The 18,774-nt window shown below is 69.7% G+C and carries 18 protein-coding genes; 16 read left to right on the top strand and 2 right to left on the bottom strand.

All coding sequences use genetic code 11. From position 1 onward, the window contains the following. Positions 1-211 precede the first annotated feature (211 nt). The 14 genes from G5C60_RS07430 to G5C60_RS07495 all read left to right on the top strand — a co-directional run bounded on the left by G5C60_RS07430 (position 212) and on the right by G5C60_RS07495 (position 14,565). Complete coding sequence (locus tag G5C60_RS07430; protein ID WP_241266574.1) at positions 212-1,213, top strand: RNA polymerase sigma factor; 1,002 nt, start codon at positions 212-214, stop codon at positions 1,211-1,213. 107 nt (positions 1,214-1,320) lie between these two features. Further along, the gene (locus G5C60_RS07435) at positions 1,321-2,268 is read left to right on the top strand and encodes an ABC transporter ATP-binding protein (RefSeq protein ID WP_165255980.1); all 948 of its coding nucleotides are present in this window, start codon (positions 1,321-1,323) and stop codon (positions 2,266-2,268) included. Continuing rightward, entirely contained in the window at positions 2,265-3,035 is a 771-nt protein-coding gene (locus tag G5C60_RS07440; protein ID WP_165255982.1) for an MlaE family ABC transporter permease, read from the top strand. The genes G5C60_RS07435 and G5C60_RS07440 overlap by 4 nt, the downstream gene beginning before the upstream one ends. A 3-nt stretch (positions 3,036-3,038) precedes the next feature. After that, complete coding sequence (locus tag G5C60_RS07445; protein WP_165255985.1) at positions 3,039-3,875, top strand: MlaE family ABC transporter permease; 837 nt, start codon at positions 3,039-3,041, stop codon at positions 3,873-3,875. Positions 3,876-3,880: 5 nt separating this feature from the next. Beyond that, positions 3,881-5,143 carry an MCE family protein gene (locus G5C60_RS07450; RefSeq protein WP_165255987.1) on the top strand — a complete coding sequence of 421 codons (1,263 nt, stop codon included), beginning with the start codon at positions 3,881-3,883 and terminating at the stop codon, positions 5,141-5,143. Next, the gene (locus tag G5C60_RS07455) at positions 5,140-6,192 is read left to right on the top strand and encodes an MCE family protein (RefSeq protein WP_165255989.1); all 1,053 of its coding nucleotides are present in this window, start codon (positions 5,140-5,142) and stop codon (positions 6,190-6,192) included. Before G5C60_RS07450 ends, G5C60_RS07455 begins: the two co-directional genes overlap by 4 nt. Positions 6,193-6,290: 98 nt before the next feature. Then, entirely contained in the window at positions 6,291-7,271 is a 981-nt protein-coding gene (locus G5C60_RS07460) for an MCE family protein (protein ID WP_165256107.1), read from the top strand. Then, a complete protein-coding gene (locus G5C60_RS07465; protein WP_241266575.1) occupies positions 7,268-8,422 on the top strand; it encodes an MCE family protein in 1,155 nt (384 codons plus the stop codon). Before G5C60_RS07460 ends, G5C60_RS07465 begins: the two co-directional genes overlap by 4 nt. Before the next feature lie 11 nt (positions 8,423-8,433). Then, complete coding sequence (locus G5C60_RS07470) at positions 8,434-9,735, top strand: MCE family protein (RefSeq protein ID WP_165255992.1); 1,302 nt, start codon at positions 8,434-8,436, stop codon at positions 9,733-9,735. Continuing rightward, positions 9,732-11,015 (top strand): MCE family protein, encoded by a 1,284-nt coding sequence (locus G5C60_RS07475; RefSeq protein WP_165255994.1) that lies wholly within the window; start codon positions 9,732-9,734, stop codon positions 11,013-11,015. The genes G5C60_RS07470 and G5C60_RS07475 overlap by 4 nt, the downstream gene beginning before the upstream one ends. Before the next feature lie 206 nt (positions 11,016-11,221). Beyond that, positions 11,222-11,668 (top strand): hypothetical protein, encoded by a 447-nt coding sequence (locus tag G5C60_RS07480; protein ID WP_338145725.1) that lies wholly within the window; start codon positions 11,222-11,224, stop codon positions 11,666-11,668. A gap of 88 nt (positions 11,669-11,756) precedes the next feature. Next, positions 11,757-12,566, top strand: a complete 810-nt coding sequence (locus G5C60_RS07485) for a hypothetical protein (protein ID WP_165255996.1) — start codon at positions 11,757-11,759, stop codon at positions 12,564-12,566. Between the two features lie 187 nt (positions 12,567-12,753). After that, on the top strand, positions 12,754-13,611 hold the full coding sequence (locus tag G5C60_RS07490) for a TIM barrel protein (RefSeq protein ID WP_165255999.1): 858 nt from the start codon (positions 12,754-12,756) through the stop codon (positions 13,609-13,611). Between the two features lie 45 nt (positions 13,612-13,656). Beyond that, positions 13,657-14,565 carry a 2-hydroxy-3-oxopropionate reductase gene (locus G5C60_RS07495; RefSeq protein WP_165256001.1) on the top strand — a complete coding sequence of 303 codons (909 nt, stop codon included), beginning with the start codon at positions 13,657-13,659 and terminating at the stop codon, positions 14,563-14,565. A 441-nt stretch (positions 14,566-15,006) separates the two neighbouring features. On the opposite strand, the gene G5C60_RS07500 is transcribed toward G5C60_RS07495, so the two are convergent. Further along, on the bottom strand, positions 15,007-16,143 hold the full coding sequence (locus tag G5C60_RS07500; protein WP_165256003.1) for an endonuclease/exonuclease/phosphatase family protein: 1,137 nt from the start codon (positions 16,141-16,143) through the stop codon (positions 15,007-15,009). Between the two features lie 23 nt (positions 16,144-16,166). Then, positions 16,167-16,823 (bottom strand): M15 family metallopeptidase, encoded by a 657-nt coding sequence (locus tag G5C60_RS07505; protein ID WP_206439206.1) that lies wholly within the window; start codon positions 16,821-16,823, stop codon positions 16,167-16,169. An 87-nt stretch (positions 16,824-16,910) separates the two neighbouring features. On the opposite strand from G5C60_RS07505, the gene G5C60_RS07510 reads away from it, so the two are divergent. Continuing rightward, positions 16,911-17,624 carry a response regulator transcription factor gene (locus tag G5C60_RS07510; RefSeq protein WP_165256005.1) on the top strand — a complete coding sequence of 238 codons (714 nt, stop codon included), beginning with the start codon at positions 16,911-16,913 and terminating at the stop codon, positions 17,622-17,624. Then, on the top strand, positions 17,617-18,726 hold the full coding sequence (locus G5C60_RS07515) for a sensor histidine kinase (RefSeq protein WP_338145726.1): 1,110 nt from the start codon (positions 17,617-17,619) through the stop codon (positions 18,724-18,726). The genes G5C60_RS07510 and G5C60_RS07515 overlap by 8 nt, the downstream gene beginning before the upstream one ends. Positions 18,727-18,774 lie beyond the last annotated feature (48 nt).

The raw sequence follows: 18,774 nt of genomic DNA on the forward strand, positions 1-18,774 counted from the left end.
GTGTACCAACACCGGGCCGTATGCCCACCCTGCGACGGGCTGACGCACCGGCCCACGACCCCGCACCCCCCACCGGACCCCAGGGGCGCGGGGAACTGCGCGACCAGCCACCCACACACCCGCACCCAACAACGAACACCCCCTCCACAACCCCGGATACTGGACGGTAATGTCGCCACCCGCCGGACGGCGACAGCGCGAAGGGGCCCTCATGGCGACGGACACCGACCGATGGCAGCGAATGTGGAGCCACCGCGAGCACCTGCTCAAAGTGGCCCGGCGCAGGTCGATGAGCCTGGAGGACGCCGAAGACGCCGTACACGAAGCGATGCTGCGCGCCGCGGAACGCCCGGACCTCGACGACGAACGCCTCGCGGCCTGGCTGACGACGGTGACGATGCGCCTGTGCGTCGACCGCCACCGGCAGGTGAACCGCGAGGCCGAGGTACGCACCAGCCCCATCCTGATCGCCCCCGGACCGATACCGGTCGAGGAGGCGGTATGCGACCGCGCCGAGGCCAAGTGGCTAGCGGTACGCAGCGGCGAACTGCCCGCCCGCCAAGCGGAAGCGCTCCGCCTGAAGTCCGAGGACCTGGACGTCGGTGAGGTCGCCCTGAAGATGGGTCTGAGCTACCGAACGGTCGAGTCACTGCTGGCCCGAGCCCGAAGAACGCTGCGCAACTCGCTGGCCGGAACCCTCGGCCTCGCCCTGTTCCTGTGCGGCCGCGGCAGGCCCCGAGCCGGCGGGCACGCCCAGGCCGTGGCGGTGGCGTCCACGGCGGCGACCCTGGCGGTGGCGGGCCTGGTCCTGCCGCACGCGAACGACTGGAGCGGTGACCGCCCGCAACCGCAGCCCGCCGTCTCAGAGCCCGCGGAGGCGCTCCGGCCGGACGGCGACGGCGAGAGCCGGACGCAGAATCCGGGCGGCGCGCGCGAACATTCGGCCACGACAGCGTCGGGCCCAGAGAGCACGGACTCACCCGACGACCGGCCACTCGTACCGCTGCCCGTGTCCGTGCCATCCCTGCCGGAGGTCTCACTCTCACCCCTGCCCGAACTGCCGGCCCCGGAGGTGCCCCGACTGCCACAAGCACCGCGACTGCCATCGGTACCGAGCGCGAGCGCGCCCGACGCCCCGGACCTGCCGGAGATACCCGCACCGACCGACGCACCCACGCCCAGCGGCGTACCCACCCTGACCACACTCCCGTAGACCCCGTTAGGCCTCGTCAAAAAAATCTCCCCCTCACCGCGACGGACCCCCCGCCCCTCCCCGTAGAGCAGATGTCGGAGCTGCTCCACGGCTGAAGGGCGGAACGGATGGGTGTCGAGATCTGTGTGGAAGGGCTGACCAAGTCCTTCGGGCACCAGGTCATCTGGCAGGACGTCTCGCTGACGCTGCCCGCCGGGGAGGTCTCGGTCATGCTCGGCCCCTCGGGGACGGGCAAGTCCGTGTTCCTCAAGACGCTCGTGGGGCTGTTGAAGCCGGAGCGGGGCTCCATCACGGTCCAGGGCCGGGACATCACCAGGCTCCGCGAGCACGACCTGTACGAGGTACGGAAGCTGTTCGGCGTGCTGTTCCAGGACGGCGCGCTGTTCGGCTCGATGAACCTGTACGACAACATCGCCTTCCCGCTGCGCGAGCACACCCGTAAGCCGGAGAGCGAGGTCCGGCGGATCGTCCTGGAAAAGATGGACATGGTCGGGCTGATCGGCGCCGAGGGAAAGCTGCCCGGCGAGATCTCGGGCGGCATGCGCAAGCGCGCGGGGCTCGCCCGAGCCCTGGTCCTCGACCCCGAGATCATCCTCTTCGACGAGCCGGACTCGGGCCTCGACCCCGTACGCGTGGCCTACCTCAACCAGCTGATCGTCGACCTCAACGCCCAGATCGACGCGACCTTCCTGATCGTCACGCACGACATCGCCTCGGCCCGCCAGGTGCCGGACAACATCGGGTTGTTGTTCCGCCGCGAACTGGTCATGTTCGGGCCCCGCGAAAAGCTGCTGACGAGCGACGAGCCGGTCGTACGGCAGTTCCTGAACGGCCGGATGCAGGGGCCGATCGGCATGGCGGAGGAGAAGGACGCCGCCCAGGTGGAGCAGGAGCTGGCGCAGCTCGGTGACCACCAGGGCACAGAGACACCCGGCAGTCAGGTCATGACTCCCCGCCTGCTGCCGGGCCCAGGCATCATCCGCCCACCCCGCTGGCAGGCGATCGCGAGACGCGAGGCGGAGCTGAGCCGGCGCAGGGAGGTGGCCGACGCATGAGCCTGTCGCCGACCGGAGCGCTCAGGCAGTCCGGCAACCTGTTCGCGATGGCCCTGGACGTCCTGCGGACCATGCCCCGACGGCCCTTCCAGGCAAGGGAGTTCATCCAGCAGGCCTGGTTCGTCGCCAGCGTGACCATCCTGCCGACGGCCCTCGTCTCGATTCCGTTCGGGGCGGTCATCGCGCTGCAGATCGGCAGCCTGACGCGGCAGTTGGGCGCCCAGTCGTTCTCGGGTGCCGCCTCGGTGCTCGCCGTGCTGCGCGAGGCCTCGCCGATCGTGACCGCGCTGCTGATCGCGGGCGCGGGCGGCACGGCGATCTGCGCGGACCTCGGGGCCCGCAAGATCCGCGACGAGATCGACGCGATGCAGGTGCTGGGCATCGACCCGATCCACCGCCTGGTCGTGCCGCGCGTGCTGGCCTCGATGCTGGTCGCCGTGCTGCTCAACGGGCTGGTGTCGGTCGTCGGCGTCGCGGGCGGCTACTTCTTCAACGTCATCCTGCAGAACGGCACACCGGGCGCGTACCTCGCCTCCTTCACCACCCTCGCCCAGCTCTCCGACCTCTGGGCGGCCGAGATCAAGGCCCTCGTCTTCGGAGCGATCGCCGCGATCGTCGCCTCGTACAAGGGACTGACCGCGAAGGGCGGGCCGAAGGGCGTCGGCGACGCGGTGAACCAGTCGGTGGTGATCACCTTCATGTTGCTGTTCGTGACGAACTTCGTGATGACCGCCGTGTACTTCCAAGTCGTCCCGCAGAGGGGGTAGTCGATGCGGCTCATACGAATCGTGCGACGCCCCCTCGACCGCCCACTCCGCTCCCTCGAAGAGCTGGGTGCCCAACTCGTCTTCTACGGCCGCTCGTTGGCGTGGACGGGCCGCACCCTGCGCCGCTACAAGAAGGAGATCCTGCGGCTGCTGGCCGAGGTGAGCTTCGGGCGCGGCGCGCTCGCCGTGGTCGGCGGCACGGTCGGTGTCATCGCCTTCCTGTCGTTCTTCACCGGCACGGAGGTCGGTCTTCAGGGGTACGCGGCGCTCAACCAGCTCGGCACGTCCAACTTCGTGGCGTTCCTGTCGGCGTACTTCAACACCCGGGAGATCGCTCCACTGGTGGCCGGGCTGGCGTTGTCCGCGACGGTCGGCGCCGGGTTCACGGCGCAGCTCGGCGCGATGCGGATCAGCGAGGAGACCGACGCCCTCGAAGTCATGGGCGTGCCCTCGCTGCCGTTCCTGGTGACGACCCGGATGATCGCCGGCTTCGTCGCCGTCATCCCGCTGTACGTGGTCGGGCTGCTGTCCTCGTACTTCGCCGCCCGAACCATCACCACCGGCTACTACGGGCAGTCGGCGGGCACGTACGACCACTACTTCCAGCAGTATCTGCCGCCGGTCGACGTGTTCTGGTCCTTCGGCAAGGTGATCGTCTTCGCCGTCCTGATCATCCTGGTGCACTGCTACTACGGCTACTACGCGAGCGGCGGCCCGGCGGGCGTCGGCGTCGCGGTGGGCCGCGCCGTGCGGACCTCGATCGTCGCCATCAACATCCTGGACTTCTTCCTGAGCCTCGCGATCTGGGGCGCCAACACGACCGTACGGATCGCGGGGTGAGCGCCATGAGAGTCGCGAGTGTCGCAAGGGCATGGCGGCTGCGGTTGTACGGGCTCGTGTTCCTCACCGTGCTCGCGCTGCTGCTGTCGCTCGCCGTGGCCGTCTACCAGCAGGCGTTCACCCCGGTCGTACGCGTCACGCTGGAGGCCGACAGCCTCGGCAACCAGCTCGATCCGCGCGCCGACGTCAAGCTGCGCGGTCTGCTGGTCGGTGAGGTGCGCGCGGTGCGGGCCGACGGCGAGAAGGCCACGCTGGACCTCGCGCTCAAGCCGGAGCACGTCGCGCACATCCCCTCGGACGTGCACGCGCGGCTGCTGCCCAAGACGCTGTTCGGCGAGAAGTACGTCGACCTCGTGGCGCCCCGGGGCGCGTCCGCCCGGCCCATCCGTGCCGGGGACGTCATCACTCAGGACCGTACGAAGGTCGGCATCGAGTTGCAGCAACTGCTGAACGATCTGCTGCCGTTGCTGCGTACCGTGCAGCCGGGCAAGCTCAACTCCACGCTCTCGGCGTTCTCCACGGCGCTGGAGGGCCGCGGGGACCGGATCGGCGACAACCTCGTCCGCGTCGAGGACTATCTGCGCCGCCTCAACCCGCACATGCCGTCCCTGAAGGAGGACATCGCACGGTTCGCCGACGTCGCCGAGGTGTACGGCGACGCGGCGCCCGACCTGATGAAGATCCTGCGCAACACCGTGACCACCAGCCGCACCCTCGTCGAGAAGCGGGACCAGCTGGCCGCCGCGCTCACCGCGACCACCGGCGTCGCGGGCACCGCGGACGACTTCCTCGACGAGAACGGCGACCGGCTGATCACCCTCGGCCGGGTCTCCCGCCCGACGCTGGCGCTCTTCGCCCGCTACTCGCCCGAGTACCCCTGCCTGTTGGAAGGCCTGGTACGGCAGGAGGAGGCCGCGGAGGAGGCGTTCCGGGGCGGCGAGATGCACATCACCCTCGAGGTCGTCCGGCAGCGGCCCGCGTACGAGCCGGGTGAGGAGCCGCGCTACGGCGAGCGGTCCGGGCCCGACTGCAGAGGTCTGCCTCATCCGCGGGTGCCCGCACCGCCCAGGAAGCTCAACGACGGTACGTCGTCGGGTAGTTCGAGCGGACTGCCCGGCGGGATCGATGTGTCCGCCACCGAGGCCGAGCAGCGCGCGGTCGGCTCGCTCGTGGCGCCCGTCCTGGGAGTGCCCGCCGACGAGGTGCCGCCGGTGGCGACCCTGCTGTTCGGTCCGATGGCGCGCGGGACGGCGGTGAGCGTCGCATGAGCACAGGACGTACGAAGGCGCCGGGAGCTCGGCAGGCCGCCGCGCCGCTCGTCAAGTTCAGCCTCTTCGCGGCGGTGACGATCCTGGCGACAGCCCTGCTCGCCGCCACCATCGTCAACATCTCCTTCACCCCCGAGCACACGTACCGCGCGGTGTTCAGCGACGTCACGGGCCTGGAGGAGGGCGACGACATCCGGGTGGCCGGGGTGCGGGTCGGCGAGGTCGAGGGCATCCGGATCAAGGACCGTACGCGGGCGGAGGTGAGCTTCACGGTCAGCGCGGACCGGCCGCTGCTGCGGAGCACCGGCGCGGTCGTCCGCTACCGGAACCTGGTCGGTCAGCGGTACATCGCGCTGACCGAGGGCGCGGGCGACGGGACACGGCTGCGGCCCGGCGGCACGATCCCGCTGGCGCGGACCCGGCCCGCGCTGGATCTCAACGCGCTGCTGAACGGCTTCAAGCCGCTGTTCGCCGCGCTCAGTCCGAAGGACGTCAACCAGCTCGCCACCGAGATCATCAAGACGCTTCAGGGCGAGGGCGGCACCGTCAACAGCCTGCTCGCGCACACGGCTTCGCTCACGACCACGCTCGCGGGCCGTGACCAGCTGATCGGCTCCGTGATCGACAACCTCAACACCGTGCTGAAGACGCTCGACAAGCGCGGCGCCCGCTTCTCCGGACTGCTGGGGCAGCTGCGGCGGGTGATCTCCGGGCTGTCCGCCGACCGCAAGCCCATCGGCGACTCGCTGGTGAGCATCGGCGATCTGACCGCGGCCACCTCGGGGCTGCTGGAGGACGCCCGCCCACCCCTGAAGGACGACATCACCGAGCTGACCGATCTGACCGGAACGCTGAACAGGAACGAGAAGACCGTGGAGGGCGTGCTGAAGCGGCTGCCGAACAAGCTCAACGAGCTGACGGGGACGGCGTCCTACGGCTCGTGGTTCAACTTCTACCTCTGTGACTTCGACGGCCGGATCGTGCTGCCGAAGACCAAGCAGGTACTCACTCCTGAGCTGCACGTGGCGAGGGCGAGGTGCGGCGCATGACCCGCAAGCACCGTCCGGAACCCCTGGTGAAGGTCCGCATCGACCCGCCGAAGCTGCCGAAGCCACGTCTTCCCCGCATACGGATACGTCGCCCGCGCCTGATCCCGTTCCGGGACCGGAACCCCGTCGTCATCGGCGCCGTCGGTCTCACCACCCTCGCCCTGCTGACCGCCGCCGCGTTCAACGCCGACAGCCTTCCGCTGATCGGCGGCGGCCGGACGTACAGCGCGGCCTTCTCGGAGGCGGGCGGGCTCAAGGCGGGCGACGAGGTGCGGATCGCCGGGGTCAAGGTCGGCAAGGTCGAGGAGGTCGACCTGGACGGCGACCACGTCAAGGTCACCTTCAAGGTCAAGGGCGAGCCGGGGTTCGGCACGGCGACCGGTGCGTCGATCCGGGTCAAGACGATCCTCGGCGCGAAGTATCTCGCGCTGCATCCGAAGGGGCCGGGGCAGCTGAAGCCCGGCAGCGAGATCCCGCTGCGGCGGACGGTCGCGGCGTACGACGTCGTGCAGGCCTTCAGCGATCTGACCACCACGACCGAGGAGGTCGACACGGAGCGGCTCGCGAAGGCGCTGGACACCATCTCCACCACGTTCCAGGACTCGCCCGCCGAGGTGCGGGCGTCCATCAAGGGGCTGTCGCGGATCTCCCGGACGGTGGCCTCGCGCGACAAGGCGCTGCGCGAACTCCTTGACCACGCGAACGGGGTCACAGGGGTGCTGGCCGAGCGGTCCGAGGACTTTTCCGCACTCGTCAAGGACGGCGACAAGCTCTTCAAGGAGATCAGCAAGCGGCGCAAGGCGATCCACAACCTGCTGAAGAGCTCCGCCGCACTCGGCATCGAGCTCTCCGGCCTGGTCGAGGACAACGAGAAGGAGATCGGGCCCGCCCTCAAGGGCCTCAACACCTTCGTGAAGATGCTCGAACGCAATCAGTCGAGCCTCGACCGGAGCGTCAGGCTGCTCGCGCCCTATGTGCGGGTGTTCAGCAACACCCTCGGCAACGGCCGCTGGTTCGACAGCTACATCCAGAACCTGGTCGCGGCTCCGGTGACGCCGCGGGCGGGAGGCTCCTCATGAAGACACCGCTGATGCATGGCAGTTCGCCGCTGACCCGCCGCCTGGCCCTGGTCATCACCCTGGCCGTGGTCGCCACGCTCGCCGTCGTGCTGTGGCCGCGCCCGGAGACCGTACGCGTGACCGCGTACTTCCCGCGCACTGTCGGCATCTACCCCGGCTCGGACGTCCGTGTCCTCGGGGTCCGGATCGGTGAGGTCAAGAAGATCACGCCGGAGGGCGAGCGGGTGCGGGTGGAGCTGGAGTACGAGGAGGGGCGCAAGGTGCCGGCCGACGCCAAGGCCGCGATCATCAACTCCTCGGTGGTCAGCGACCGTTACGTACAGCTGCTGCCGGTGTACCGGGAGGGCCCGGTGCTGCGGGACGGTGGCGTGATCCCCGAGTCGCGTACGGCCGTGCCGGTCGAACTGGACCGGATCTTCGACAGTCTGCACACCACGTCCGAGGCGCTCGGCCCGAAGGGGGCGAACGAAGACGGCTCGCTGTCACGGCTGTTGGGAGTGAGCGCCGACAACCTCGACGGGCAGGGCGCGAACCTGAACCGGACGGTCGAGGACCTTTCGAAGGCGGTCACGACCCTGTCCGACGGACGGGGGGACTTGTTCGGGACCGTACGGAACCTTCAGGTGTTCACGGCCGCGCTGGCGGCCGACGACAAGAGCGTGCGGTCGTTCAACAGCAGTCTCGCCAAGGTGGCGAAGCAGCTCGCCGGGGAGCGCAAGGACCTCGCGGCGGCGCTCAAGCACCTGGGGACGGCGCTCGGTGACGTGTCCGAGTTCGTGAAGGCGAACAAGAAATCGCTGACCTCGAACGTGAAGGGGCTCAGCAAGGTCACGAAGGTCCTTGTCGCTCAACGGGCCGCGCTGGAGGAGCTGTTGGAGGTCGCGCCGACCGGTCTCTCCAATCTCCAGAACGCCTACAACGCGTCCTCCGGCACCCTCGACACCCGCAACAACCCGGACGGGCCACAGGACCCGGCCGCACTGCTGTGCTCCCTGCTGAGGACGACCGGGGACGAGGCCGGCAGGAACCCCGACTGCGGGGACCTGGAGAAGCTCTTCGACTCCCTGCCCGAGGTGCCGCGGGCCCCGGCGGTGCCGAGCACGGGCACGGTCGACCGGACGCTCGGCGGGATTCTGGGGGCGAACGCATGAGAGGGCCGCGCATGAGCATGCCCCGCAAGGGCGGGGCCGTCGCCTGGGCGGCGATCGGTTCGCTGCTGCTGTCGGGCTGCGAGTTCAACGGCTGGTACGACGTGGAGCTGCCCGGTGGCGCCGCCGCGGACGGCCACGCCTATCACGTCACGGTCGAGTTCAGGGACGTACTCGACCTGGTGCCGCAGTCGGCGGTGAAGGTCAACAACGTCACCGTGGGCGCCGTCGAGAAGGTGGAGCTGGCCGGCTGGCACGCGCGGGTACGGCTGCGGGTCGCCGACTCGGTGAAGCTGCCCGGCAACGCGGTCGCCGAGCTGCGGCAGACCAGCATGCTCGGCGAGAAGTACGTGGCGCTGTCCGCCCCGCCGGACGCCGATCCCGTGGGCCGGCTCGGTGACGGAGACCGGATCCCGCTGTCCCGCAGCGGCCGCAACCCGGAGATCGAGGAGGTGCTGTCCGCCCTGTCCGCGCTCCTCAACGGCGGCGGAGTGGCCCAGCTCAAGACGATCACCGTGGAGCTCAACAAGGCTCTGGCGGGCCGGGAGAACCGGGTCAGGTCCCTGCTCAAGGAGCTGAACACGTTCCTCGGCGGCCTTGACGGGCAGCGCAAGGACATCGTGCGCGCGCTCAAGGGCATCGACCGGCTGGCCAAACGGCTCGGCAAGGAGAAGAAGACCATCGCCCGGGCCGTCGACACCATGCCGCCCGCACTGAAGGTCCTCGCCGACCAGCGACGCGATCTCACGAAGATGCTCACCGCGCTGTCGAAGCTCGGCAAGACGGGCACCAAGGTGGTCAACGCCTCGGGGGACGACACGGTCGCGAACCTGAAGCAGCTGAGGCCGATCCTGCAACAGCTCAACAAGGCGGGCGACGATCTGCCCAACTCCCTTGAGCTGCTGACCACTTACCCGTTCCCGCGCAATGCGGTGGACGCCGTCAAGGGCGACTACGTCAACCTCAAGGTGACCGCCGACCTCGACCTGGCGGGCATCTACGGCAACCTCGCCGACAAGCCCGGAGGGTCGGGCGAGGAGGACGAGGGCCGGGACGACGAGCCCGGGGTTCCGGACCTGCCAGGCCTCCCGGACGTGCCGGACGTACCACTGCCGACTGGGCTGCCGGACACCCCGGACACCCCTGATCTGCCGGATGCGCCCGTCGAGCCCTCTGCGCCCTCCGGCGGCGGCCCGCTGTGCCCACCGGTGTGCACCAGCAGCTATGCCGCCCACGGGACCTCGGGCTCAGACGGACTTCCGTCAGGGATCGACCTGGCGCTCGCGGAGCTCATGCTGAAGGGGATACAGCCGTGATCACACGTACGGTCAAGGCTCAGCTGCTCGCCTTCGCCACCGTCACCGCCGTCGGGGTGTCGTACGTCGGCGCCGAGTACACGGGCCTGGTGGACGAACTCCTCGACCGCGGTTACACCGTGCGGGCCGACTTCGCCGACTCCGGGGGCATCTTCCGCGGCGCCGAGGTCACATATCGCGGGGTGCCGGTGGGCCGGGTCGGCGCGCTGCGCTTGTCCGGCTCCGACGGCGTCTCGGTGTCGCTCGACATCGAGGGCGACGGGCCGCGCATCCCGGCGGACACCCTGGCCGTGGTGGCGAACCGTTCGGCGGTGGGCGAGCAGTACGTCGATCTGCAGCCGCGCGACTCCGGCGGCCCGTACCTGATGGACGGCAGCACGATCCCGCGCGACAGCACACGGGTTCCGCTGCCCGTCACGGACATGGTCCTCAGTCTCGACCGGCTGGTGACCTCGGTCGGCAAGGACGATCTGCGGGTCACCGTCGACGAGTTGGGCAAGGCCTTCTCCGGCACCGGACCGCCGCTGAGCAGACTGGTGGACTCGGGCAACTCGCTCGTCGAGTCGGCGTCCGACGCGCTCCCGCAGACGGTCTCGCTGATCGAGGACTCGCGGAAGGTCCTCAAGACACAGGCCGACCAGGGCTCGTCCATCAAGTCGTTCTCGCGCGATCTGGCGGCGCTCACCGCGGAGTTGAAGTCGAGCGACGGGGACCTGCGCAAGCTGATCGGGAATGCGACACCGGCCGCGCAGGAGGTCAACTCGCTGCTGAAGTCCACCAGTCCGGATCTGCCGGTCCTGCTGGCCAACCTGATCAGCGGCGGCCAGGTCACGCTGGCCCGGCTGCCCGGCGTGGAGCAGGCCCTGGTCACCTTCCCGGTGGTGGTCGAGGGCAGTTACACCGTCATCCCGGGCGACGGCACCACTCACTTCGGCCTGGTCGTGGGCGCCGACGACCCGCCGCCGTGCACCCAGGGATACGGGACGCGTCGGCGCGACCCCGCGGACACGAGCACGCGCCCGGCGAACACCGACGCGCGCTGCACCGCTCCGCGCGGCGGCGACACCTCGGTGCGCGGCGCGCAGAACGCCCCCGGTGCGTCGGCCGGTTCCGGTTCCGGCGGTGCGGGCCGGGCGGCGTACGTCGCGCCGTACGACCCGGAGACCGGCACCGCCACCGGCCCGGACGGAACGCCCGTCGAGATCGGCTCGACCGGCGGCCAACAGACCGTGTTCGGAAAGGAGTCGTGGCAATGGCTGCTAGTGGGACCGATGGCGTGATCGGGAAGCTGCGCGCGATGGGCGGGAGCGTCCTGGCAGCGGCCGGGCGGAGCGGGGCTGGGCGCTGCAGGGCGCCCCGTCAGGGGCGCGGGGCTGTGACATATGCGGCTCCGCCGCGTGGGCGCGACCAGCCACAGACGACCCGCACTCGTCATACCGCTCTTGCCGCGAAGCGCCCGCGCAGGGCCCTGTCGGCAGGACTCGCCGTGGCAACGGCAGTGACCACCGCGCTCACCATCTGGCTGAGCATCCAGTCGTACGAGCGGCACGAGGCGGACCAACGGCGCCAGGACATCCTCGCGGCGGCCCGCCAGTCCGCACTGAACTTCACCTCGCTCGACTACCGGCGCTACGACCGGGACAGCGGGAACGTGCTGAAGGGCGCCACCGGCGACTTCAAGGAGCAGTTCGCCGCGCAGACCGAGGAGTTGACCGCGCTGGTCGCCCGAAACAAGTCGGTGTCCGAGGGCCGTGTCCTCGATGCGGGCATCGTCCGGTCCGGCGAGCGCTCGGCCCGCGTTCTGGTGGTCGCCGACAGCAAGGTGACCAACACGGCCGTGCCCGACGGGGAGGCGCGCACCTACCGGCTGCAACTCGACCTCGTCCTCAAGGACGGTCGCTGGCTGACGTCCGACGTGGAGTTCGTCGGCTGACCGGGCTCCGCCCCGCCGTACAACCCGTGCCGTACGAACAGTGCCGTACGGCCAGTCCAGTGCCGTACGACCAGTAAGGAGCAAGACCGTGGCGAACCCGACCTCCCGAGCGCGCGGCACCGGCTCGCCCGCCCGCCGCACCCTGACGGCGGCCGCCCGCGCGGCGGCCAAGCGTGCGGAACGCGTCACCGGCGGCCCCGGGGCCCCGGCCACGGCCACGGCCACGGCCCCGACGGAAGCGGGCGCCGACACGACACCGCGACGGCCGACGGAGCAGAAGTCCGGGCCCACCTTGGTCATCGAGGCCCCGGACGGCTGGGACGACCCACCCGAGCCGTCACCGGAGTTGTTCGAGGGCGAGACCGAGAGCGGCTCCGGTACCGCGACAGGGCGATCCCGCGGGGGGCTGCTGACCGCGATCCTGTCCGTCCTGCTCGTGGCGGGTCTGGTCGCGGTCGCCGTGCTCGGGTGGCAGTACCGCGAGGGGCGGCGGGCCGAGGAGGCACGGGGGCAGGCGCTCACGGCCGCGCGCAAGGCGGCGCCCGTCGTGCTGTCGTACGACTACCGGCGTCTGGACCGTGACTTCACCGCGGCGCGCGCCCATCTCACCGGGGACTTCCGCGACGAGTACCGGAAGACCACGAAGACGGTGGTCGGGCCGACGGCCAGGAAGTACGAGGGGGTGGTGAAGGCCACCGTCGTGGAGCCCGTCGGCGGCGGCACTCCCGCGGCCTCGGTCGTGTCCGCCTCACCGGACAGGGCGGTGGTGTTGCTCTTCGTCAACCAGGTGACCAGGAGCACTCAGGTCTCGGGGCCGCGCGTGGATCTGAACCGGGTGCGGATGACGCTCGACCGCACCTCCGAGGGCTGGAAGGTGAGCGCCGTCGACGCGCTCTGAGCCCTCTCCCCGGCCATGCCCTCCGCGCAGCTCGCGCGGAGGGCATCTTTTTGCGACCGCTCTTGACAGGCCTCCCCCACTCCAGGCAGCCTTTCCATCAAGCAGAATTCATATTCCGTATTACGGAATCACAAATTTATCCTTTGGTCGGACCTCGATCTCGATACGGAAGGGAGCGCCGACCCCGATGCCGGGTTCTGAATGGGGCACAGCCGCAGACCAGCGCTTCAACGTCAACCTGTCGATCCTCTTCACGGAACTCCCGCTCCTGGAGCGCCCCGCGGCCGCCGCCGAGGCGGGCTTCACCGCGGTCGAGCTGTGGTGGCCCTGGGTCGACTCGCCCACCCCGGAGCGGTCCGAACTCGATGCCCTGAAGCAGGCGATCGAGGACGCGGGCGTCCGGCTGACGGGCCTGAACTTCTACGCCGGGCAGTTGCCGGGCCCGGACCGGGGCGCGCTGTCGATCCCGGGCGAGGAGTCGGAGAGGTTCCGCGCGAACGTCGACGTGGCGGCGGACTTCGCCCGGTCCCTGGGCTGCAAGGCGCTCAACGCGCTGTACGGCAACCGGGTCGAGGGCGTGGACCCGGCCGAGCAGGACGCACTCGCCCTGCGGAATCTCGTGCTCGCGGCCCGGGCTGCCGACCGGATCGGCGCGATCCTGCTGATCGAGACTCTCAACCAGCCGGAGTCGCCGTACTACCCGCTGGTGTCCGCCCCGGCCGGCATCGGCATCGTCGACAAGGTCAACGAGGCGTCCGGCCTCGGCAACGCCAAGTTCCTCATGGACCTCTACCACCTGTCCATGAACGGCGAGGACCTGCCGTCGGTGATCGAGCGATACGCCGCGAAGACCGGCCACGTCCAGATCGCCGACAACCCGGGCCGCGGCGCCCCCGGCACGGGAACGCTGCCGCTGGAGGACCTCCTCGGCCGGCTGAGGAAGGCGGGTTACGAGGGCTGGGTGGGCCTGGAGTACAAGCCGGGCGACCGCCCCAGCGCCGAGGCCTTCGGGTGGCTGCCGCGCGAGGCGCGCGCCGCCCGCTGAGCGGCAACTCACCGACGTAGCAAGGCATTTCAGAGAGGCACCCTCATGAGCAGCAATCTTCCCAAGGTCGCGCTTCCCAAGGTCGCGTGGATAGGCCTCGGCATCATGGGCTCCCCCATGTCCGAGAACCTGGTCAAGGCGGGTTACGACGTCACCGGCCACACCCTGGAGCAGGACAAGCTCGACCGTCTGGCCGCCGCCGGTGGGACCGCGGCCGGTTCCATCGCCGAAGCCGTGCGGGACGCCGATGTCGTGATCACGATGGTGCCGGCGTCACCGCAGGTCGAGGCCATCGCGTACGGCCCTGACGGCATCCTGGAGAACGCGAGGCCGGGCGCCCTGCTGATCGACATGTCCTCCATCACCCCGCAGACCTCCGTCGACCTGGCCAAGGCCGCGGCGGCGAAGGGCATCCGCGTCCTGGACGCCCCGGTATCCGGCGGCGAGGCGGGCGCAGTCGAGGCCGTGCTGTCCATCATGGTCGGCGGCGGGCAGGCCGACTTCGACGAGGCGAAACCGATCTTCGAGGCGCTCGGCAGGACCATCGTGCTCTGCGGCCCGCACGGCTCCGGCCAGACCGTGAAGGCCGCGAACCAGCTGATCGTCGCCGTGAACATCCAGGCTTGCGCCGAGGCCGTCGTCTTCCTGGAGAAGTCGGGCGTCGACCTGAAGGCCGCCCTCGACGTCCTGAACGGCGGCCTCGCGGGCTCCACCGTGCTGACGCGCAAGAAGGACAACTTCCTGAACCGCGACTTCAAGCCGGGCTTCCGTATCGACCTCCACCACAAGGACATGGGCATCGTCACGGACGCCGCCCGCAACGTCGGCGCCGCACTGCCGGTCGGCGCCGTGGTCGCACAGCTCGTCGCCTCGCTGCGTACGCAGGGCGACGGCGGCCTGGACCACTCCGCGCTGCTGCGCGCGGTCGAGCGCCTGTCCGGCGCGCGGGTCTGACACGCCGATACCGCCGGCCGATACGACCAGCCGATACCGCGACCCGATAGCGCCACCCGATAACTCCGGGCGGCGCCGCCGCCGACATCTGTCCTGTCGCGCCCAGGTGGCGGCGCCGCCCGGACCACACACCACATCACGCAGAGAGAGCGCCGAGCACGGACGGTTCCGTGTTCGGCGCTCCCTGTGTCCCGCCCGTACTCCACCGGGCGTACGCCGCCTACGGAACCCTCAAATCAAGCTCTGAACACTGCTCCGGGGGCTTCAACTCTCCCTGGGTCCGGGCACATCCTCAGCACATGAGGCCCGCCGGCACGGGGGCGGCGGGCCTCGGCTCGGGGGAGCCATGAGCAGCGGTGCGACGGCCACAGGGGAGTTGAAGCCCCTGCGCCGCCGCACCGCTGCGGTCGCTCCCGTCTTGTCACCAGCTGATTCCGGCTGTTACCAGCTGATTCCGGCCGCCACCGGCCGGTGGTCGCTGCCGGTGGCCGGCAGCACCCATGAGCTCTCCGACTCCACGCCGCGGACCAGGATCTGGTCGATCCGCACCACCGGGAACTTCGCCGGCCAGCTGAAGCCGAAGCCGTCCCCGGCCACGTCCTGGGCCGAGCGCAGCTGCGAGGTGAGGCCGTCGAACGCGCGGTCGTCCATGGTGCCGTTCAGGTCTCCGAGCACCACCACCCGCTCGTTCCGCTCGGCGGCGACGGCCTCGCCGAGCGCCTGCGCGTTTCTGTCCCGCCCGTCCGTCGAGAAGCCCGTTCTGGGATTCACCCGTGCCGACCCCAGGTGGGCCACATACACCGCCAGCGGACCCTGGTCCGTGGCCACCGTGGTGCGCAGCGCCCGGTTGTAGGCCATCTTGACCTCGGGCGGCTTGGTGTCCCCCAGCGGCCCGACGTCCTGCTCGATGTCGACCGGCCTGGTGTCCGACAGCGGCAGCTTGCTCCACAGCCCGACCGTGCCCTGCACCGTGTGGTACGGGTACGTCTTCGCCAGCTCCTTCTCGTACGTGCCCCTGGCCTGCTCGGTCATCTCCTCCAGGGCCAGCACGTGCGCGCCGGAGGCGGCCAGGTCGCGGGCGGTGCCGGCCGGGTCGGGGTTGTCGGCGCCGACGTTGTGGCTGGCCACGGTGAGGTCGGTGCCGGGGTGGGACTTGTCGATGAGCAGCGCGCCGAAGAGGTTCAGCCACACCATGACCGGCAGCAGCAGCGCGACCACCGCGGAGGCGGAGCGGCGCCACAGCGCCCCGGCCAGCAGCACCGGGATGAACAGGCCGAACCACGGCAGGAGGGTCTCCACCAGGCTGCCGAGGTTTCCGATCCCGTTCGGGATCTTGGCGTGCAGCAGCATGAACAGGGTGAGGAGCAACGCCAGTGCCGCGAGGACCAGGCCGCGCTTCCAGGGCCCCGGCCGGGAGCCGAGGTGGATCGCCCGGCGGATGCCCGCTGACAGCGCTTCGCGCCAGATACCGGAACCGGAGCCGGTGTCCCGGCGGTCGGCGCCGCCCTGTCCGGTCTGCTCCGCCGTGTCGGCCTGCTCCCCCGTGTCGGCCTGCGCCGCCGTGTCGGCGTGCGCCATCGACTGTCCTCGTTCACTGCCGGTCACTGCTGCATCCTCGGGTCCTGGGTGGGGTCGGCGTACATCTGCGGGCAGCCGGAGTCGATCGCTTCGGTGCGCAGTTCGTAGTGCCAGGGTTCGTTCTCGTAGATCTGGCACAGCCCGTACTCGGCGCCGTGCTCGGACAGCCACGCCGTCGCACCGGATTGCCCCATGTCGACCGCGTCGCCCGACACGTGAGGAGACGTCGCCGCGGTGGCCACCCATCGGGCGGCCTCGTCTTGGGACCCGTACTTGAAGATCGCCTGGCGAAGTAGCTGATTCTGGTACTCCGGGGAACGCCAGCCGCTGGTGACGGAGAACTCGACTCCGTCGTCCGCGGCGGCCGTTGCCGCCTGGCGGAGGGCCTTGAGCAGAGCTGGATCGAGCTTGGCCACAGCCGGAATCTCGTCGTCGAAGACCGTCACGCCATCGGGGACGACACCGTCGGCCTCGCCGAGCGGCCCACGGTGCTCACCGCGAGGAGCATTCGAGAGTGATGCGGCCGAGGAGGACGAGGGGAACGAGGAGGACGAGGAAGAATTCGACACCTGGTAGCCGAGGGCTGTGATGATCACTGCCAGGGCGGCTAACAGGCCGACGACAAGGAGCCGGCGTATGCGGCGGGTCGGTGTCCGTGCTGATGGTGGGGTTGGAGTCATACCGCCACTCAAGGCAGCGCGGTGTTGCCGGCCCGTATGCGGTTTTTGATACGCCGACGATATGCGGCAACTCGTAGCCTTATCACCATGCGTGTGCTGATCGTCGAGGACGAACCCTATCTGGCAGAAGCCATCCGCGATGGCCTGCGCCTGGAGGCGATCGCGGCCGACATCGCAGGTGACGGCGACACCGCTCTGGAACTGCTGAGCATCAACGCCTACGACATCGCCGTTCTCGACCGCGACATCCCCGGACCGTCAGGTGACGAGATCGCCAAACGCATCGTCGCCTCCGGCAGCGGCATGCCGATCCTCATGCTCACCGCGGCCGACCGTCTCGACGACAAGGCCTCCGGGTTCGAACTCGGCGCCGACGACTACCTCACCAAACCGTTCGAACTCCAAGAACTCGCGCTCAGGCTCAGAGCGCTCGACCGCAGGCGCGCCCACCACAGACCACCCGTGCGGGAGATCGCGGGTCTGCGCCTTGATCCGTTCCGCAGAGAGGTGTACCGGGACGGCCGCTATGTCGCGCTGACCAGGAAGCAGTTCGCGGTGCTCGAAGTTCTCGTCGCCGCCGAAGGCGGTGTCGTCAGCGCCGAAGAACTCCTGGAGCGGGCGTGGGACGAGAACGCCGACCCGTTCACCAACGCCGTGCGCATCACCGTCTCGGCACTGCGCAAACGGCTCGGCGAGCCCTGGCTGATCGCCACGGTGCCGGGCGTCGGCTACCGCGTCGACACGCAACCGGGGGCCGGAGACGCCGGCGACACCGGAGTCGAGGGAGGAAGCCGTGGATAGGGCACCCGGGTTGAGTGTTCGCCTCAAACTCACTCTCAGCTACGCCGGATTCCTCATGGTCTCAGGCGCCTTGCTGCTCGCGGCGGTGTGGGTGTTCCTCCTGCGTTATGTCCCCGATCGCGCGAAGCTCATCGACGCCGATGACGAGCCCGAGATCGGTGTTTTCCCCATCCGGTCCGTCCTCCTGGATGTTTTCGCTCCGAGAGCAGCCGCGGTACTGGTGTTCCTGCTGGTTTTCGGTCTCCTCGGAGGGTGGATCCTCGCCGGCCGGATGCTCGCCCCGTTGACCCGCATCACCGACGCCACACGCATGGCCACCAACGGATCGCTGTCCCACCGGATCCGGCTGCCGGGCCGCAGGGACGAGTTCCGCGAACTCGCCGACGCCTTCGACACGATGCTCGCGCGGCTCGAAGCACACGTCGCCGAACAGCGGAGATTCGCAGCCAACGCCTCGCACGAGCTGCGCACCCCGCTGGCCATCTCGAAGACGCTTCTCGACGTGGCCCGCACCGACCCGAACCACGACACCGGCGAAATCATCGACCGCCTCCACGCCGTCAACACCCGAGCGATCGACCTCACCGAGGCGCTGCTCCTGCTCAGCCGCGCCAACCAGCGGTCCTTCACCCGAGAATCGGTCGACCTGTCCCTCATGGCGGAAGAAGCCATCGAAACACTCCTCCCCCTCGCGGAAAAGCAAGGCGTCACCATCGAGACCAGCGGTGACGTCTCCCCCACGAACGGATCGCAAGCGCTCCTGCTGCAGCTCGCCACGAATCTCGTGCACAACGCGATCGTCCACAACCTGCCCGAACAGGGCACCGTGTGGGTCGATACCAGCGTCCGCCCCGAGACGGTGGTGCTCACTGTCGAGAACACCGGCGAGCAGCTCAGCCCTCAGCTGGCCTCGGCACTCACCGAACCGTTCCAGCGCGGCACCGAACGCATACGCGCCGACCACGCGGGCGTAGGCCTCGGCCTGGCAATCGTCAAAACCATCACCCACGCACACGACGGAACCCTCACCCTCACCCCGCGCTCTGCCGGCGGGATCCGCATCAGTGTGGAACTACCCGCGACAGTCCCCGCACATCTCTGAACGTTTGGAAACTGCACGCCAACCGGCGTGCTCTTGCCCGGCGCAGCC

Source organism: Streptomyces scabichelini (genome assembly GCF_011045015.1).
Taxonomy (GTDB): domain Bacteria; phylum Actinomycetota; class Actinomycetes; order Streptomycetales; family Streptomycetaceae; genus Streptomyces; species Streptomyces scabichelini.

Coding starts and splice junctions, on each gene's coding strand:
- G5C60_RS07430 (WP_241266574.1), top strand. CDS start 212: ATGGCGACGGACACCGACCGATGGCAGCGAATGTGGAGCCACCGCGAG.
- G5C60_RS07435 (WP_165255980.1), top strand. CDS start 1,321: ATGGGTGTCGAGATCTGTGTGGAAGGGCTGACCAAGTCCTTCGGGCAC.
- G5C60_RS07440 (WP_165255982.1), top strand. CDS start 2,265: ATGAGCCTGTCGCCGACCGGAGCGCTCAGGCAGTCCGGCAACCTGTTC.
- G5C60_RS07445 (WP_165255985.1), top strand. CDS start 3,039: ATGCGGCTCATACGAATCGTGCGACGCCCCCTCGACCGCCCACTCCGC.
- G5C60_RS07450 (WP_165255987.1), top strand. CDS start 3,881: ATGAGAGTCGCGAGTGTCGCAAGGGCATGGCGGCTGCGGTTGTACGGG.
- G5C60_RS07455 (WP_165255989.1), top strand. CDS start 5,140: ATGAGCACAGGACGTACGAAGGCGCCGGGAGCTCGGCAGGCCGCCGCG.
- G5C60_RS07465 (WP_241266575.1), top strand. CDS start 7,268: ATGAAGACACCGCTGATGCATGGCAGTTCGCCGCTGACCCGCCGCCTG.
- G5C60_RS07470 (WP_165255992.1), top strand. CDS start 8,434: ATGAGCATGCCCCGCAAGGGCGGGGCCGTCGCCTGGGCGGCGATCGGT.
- G5C60_RS07490 (WP_165255999.1), top strand. CDS start 12,754: ATGCCGGGTTCTGAATGGGGCACAGCCGCAGACCAGCGCTTCAACGTC.
- G5C60_RS07495 (WP_165256001.1), top strand. CDS start 13,657: ATGAGCAGCAATCTTCCCAAGGTCGCGCTTCCCAAGGTCGCGTGGATA.
- G5C60_RS07500 (WP_165256003.1), bottom strand. CDS start 16,143: ATGGCGCACGCCGACACGGCGGCGCAGGCCGACACGGGGGAGCAGGCC.
- G5C60_RS07505 (WP_206439206.1), bottom strand. CDS start 16,823: ATGACTCCAACCCCACCATCAGCACGGACACCGACCCGCCGCATACGC.
- G5C60_RS07510 (WP_165256005.1), top strand. CDS start 16,911: ATGCGTGTGCTGATCGTCGAGGACGAACCCTATCTGGCAGAAGCCATC.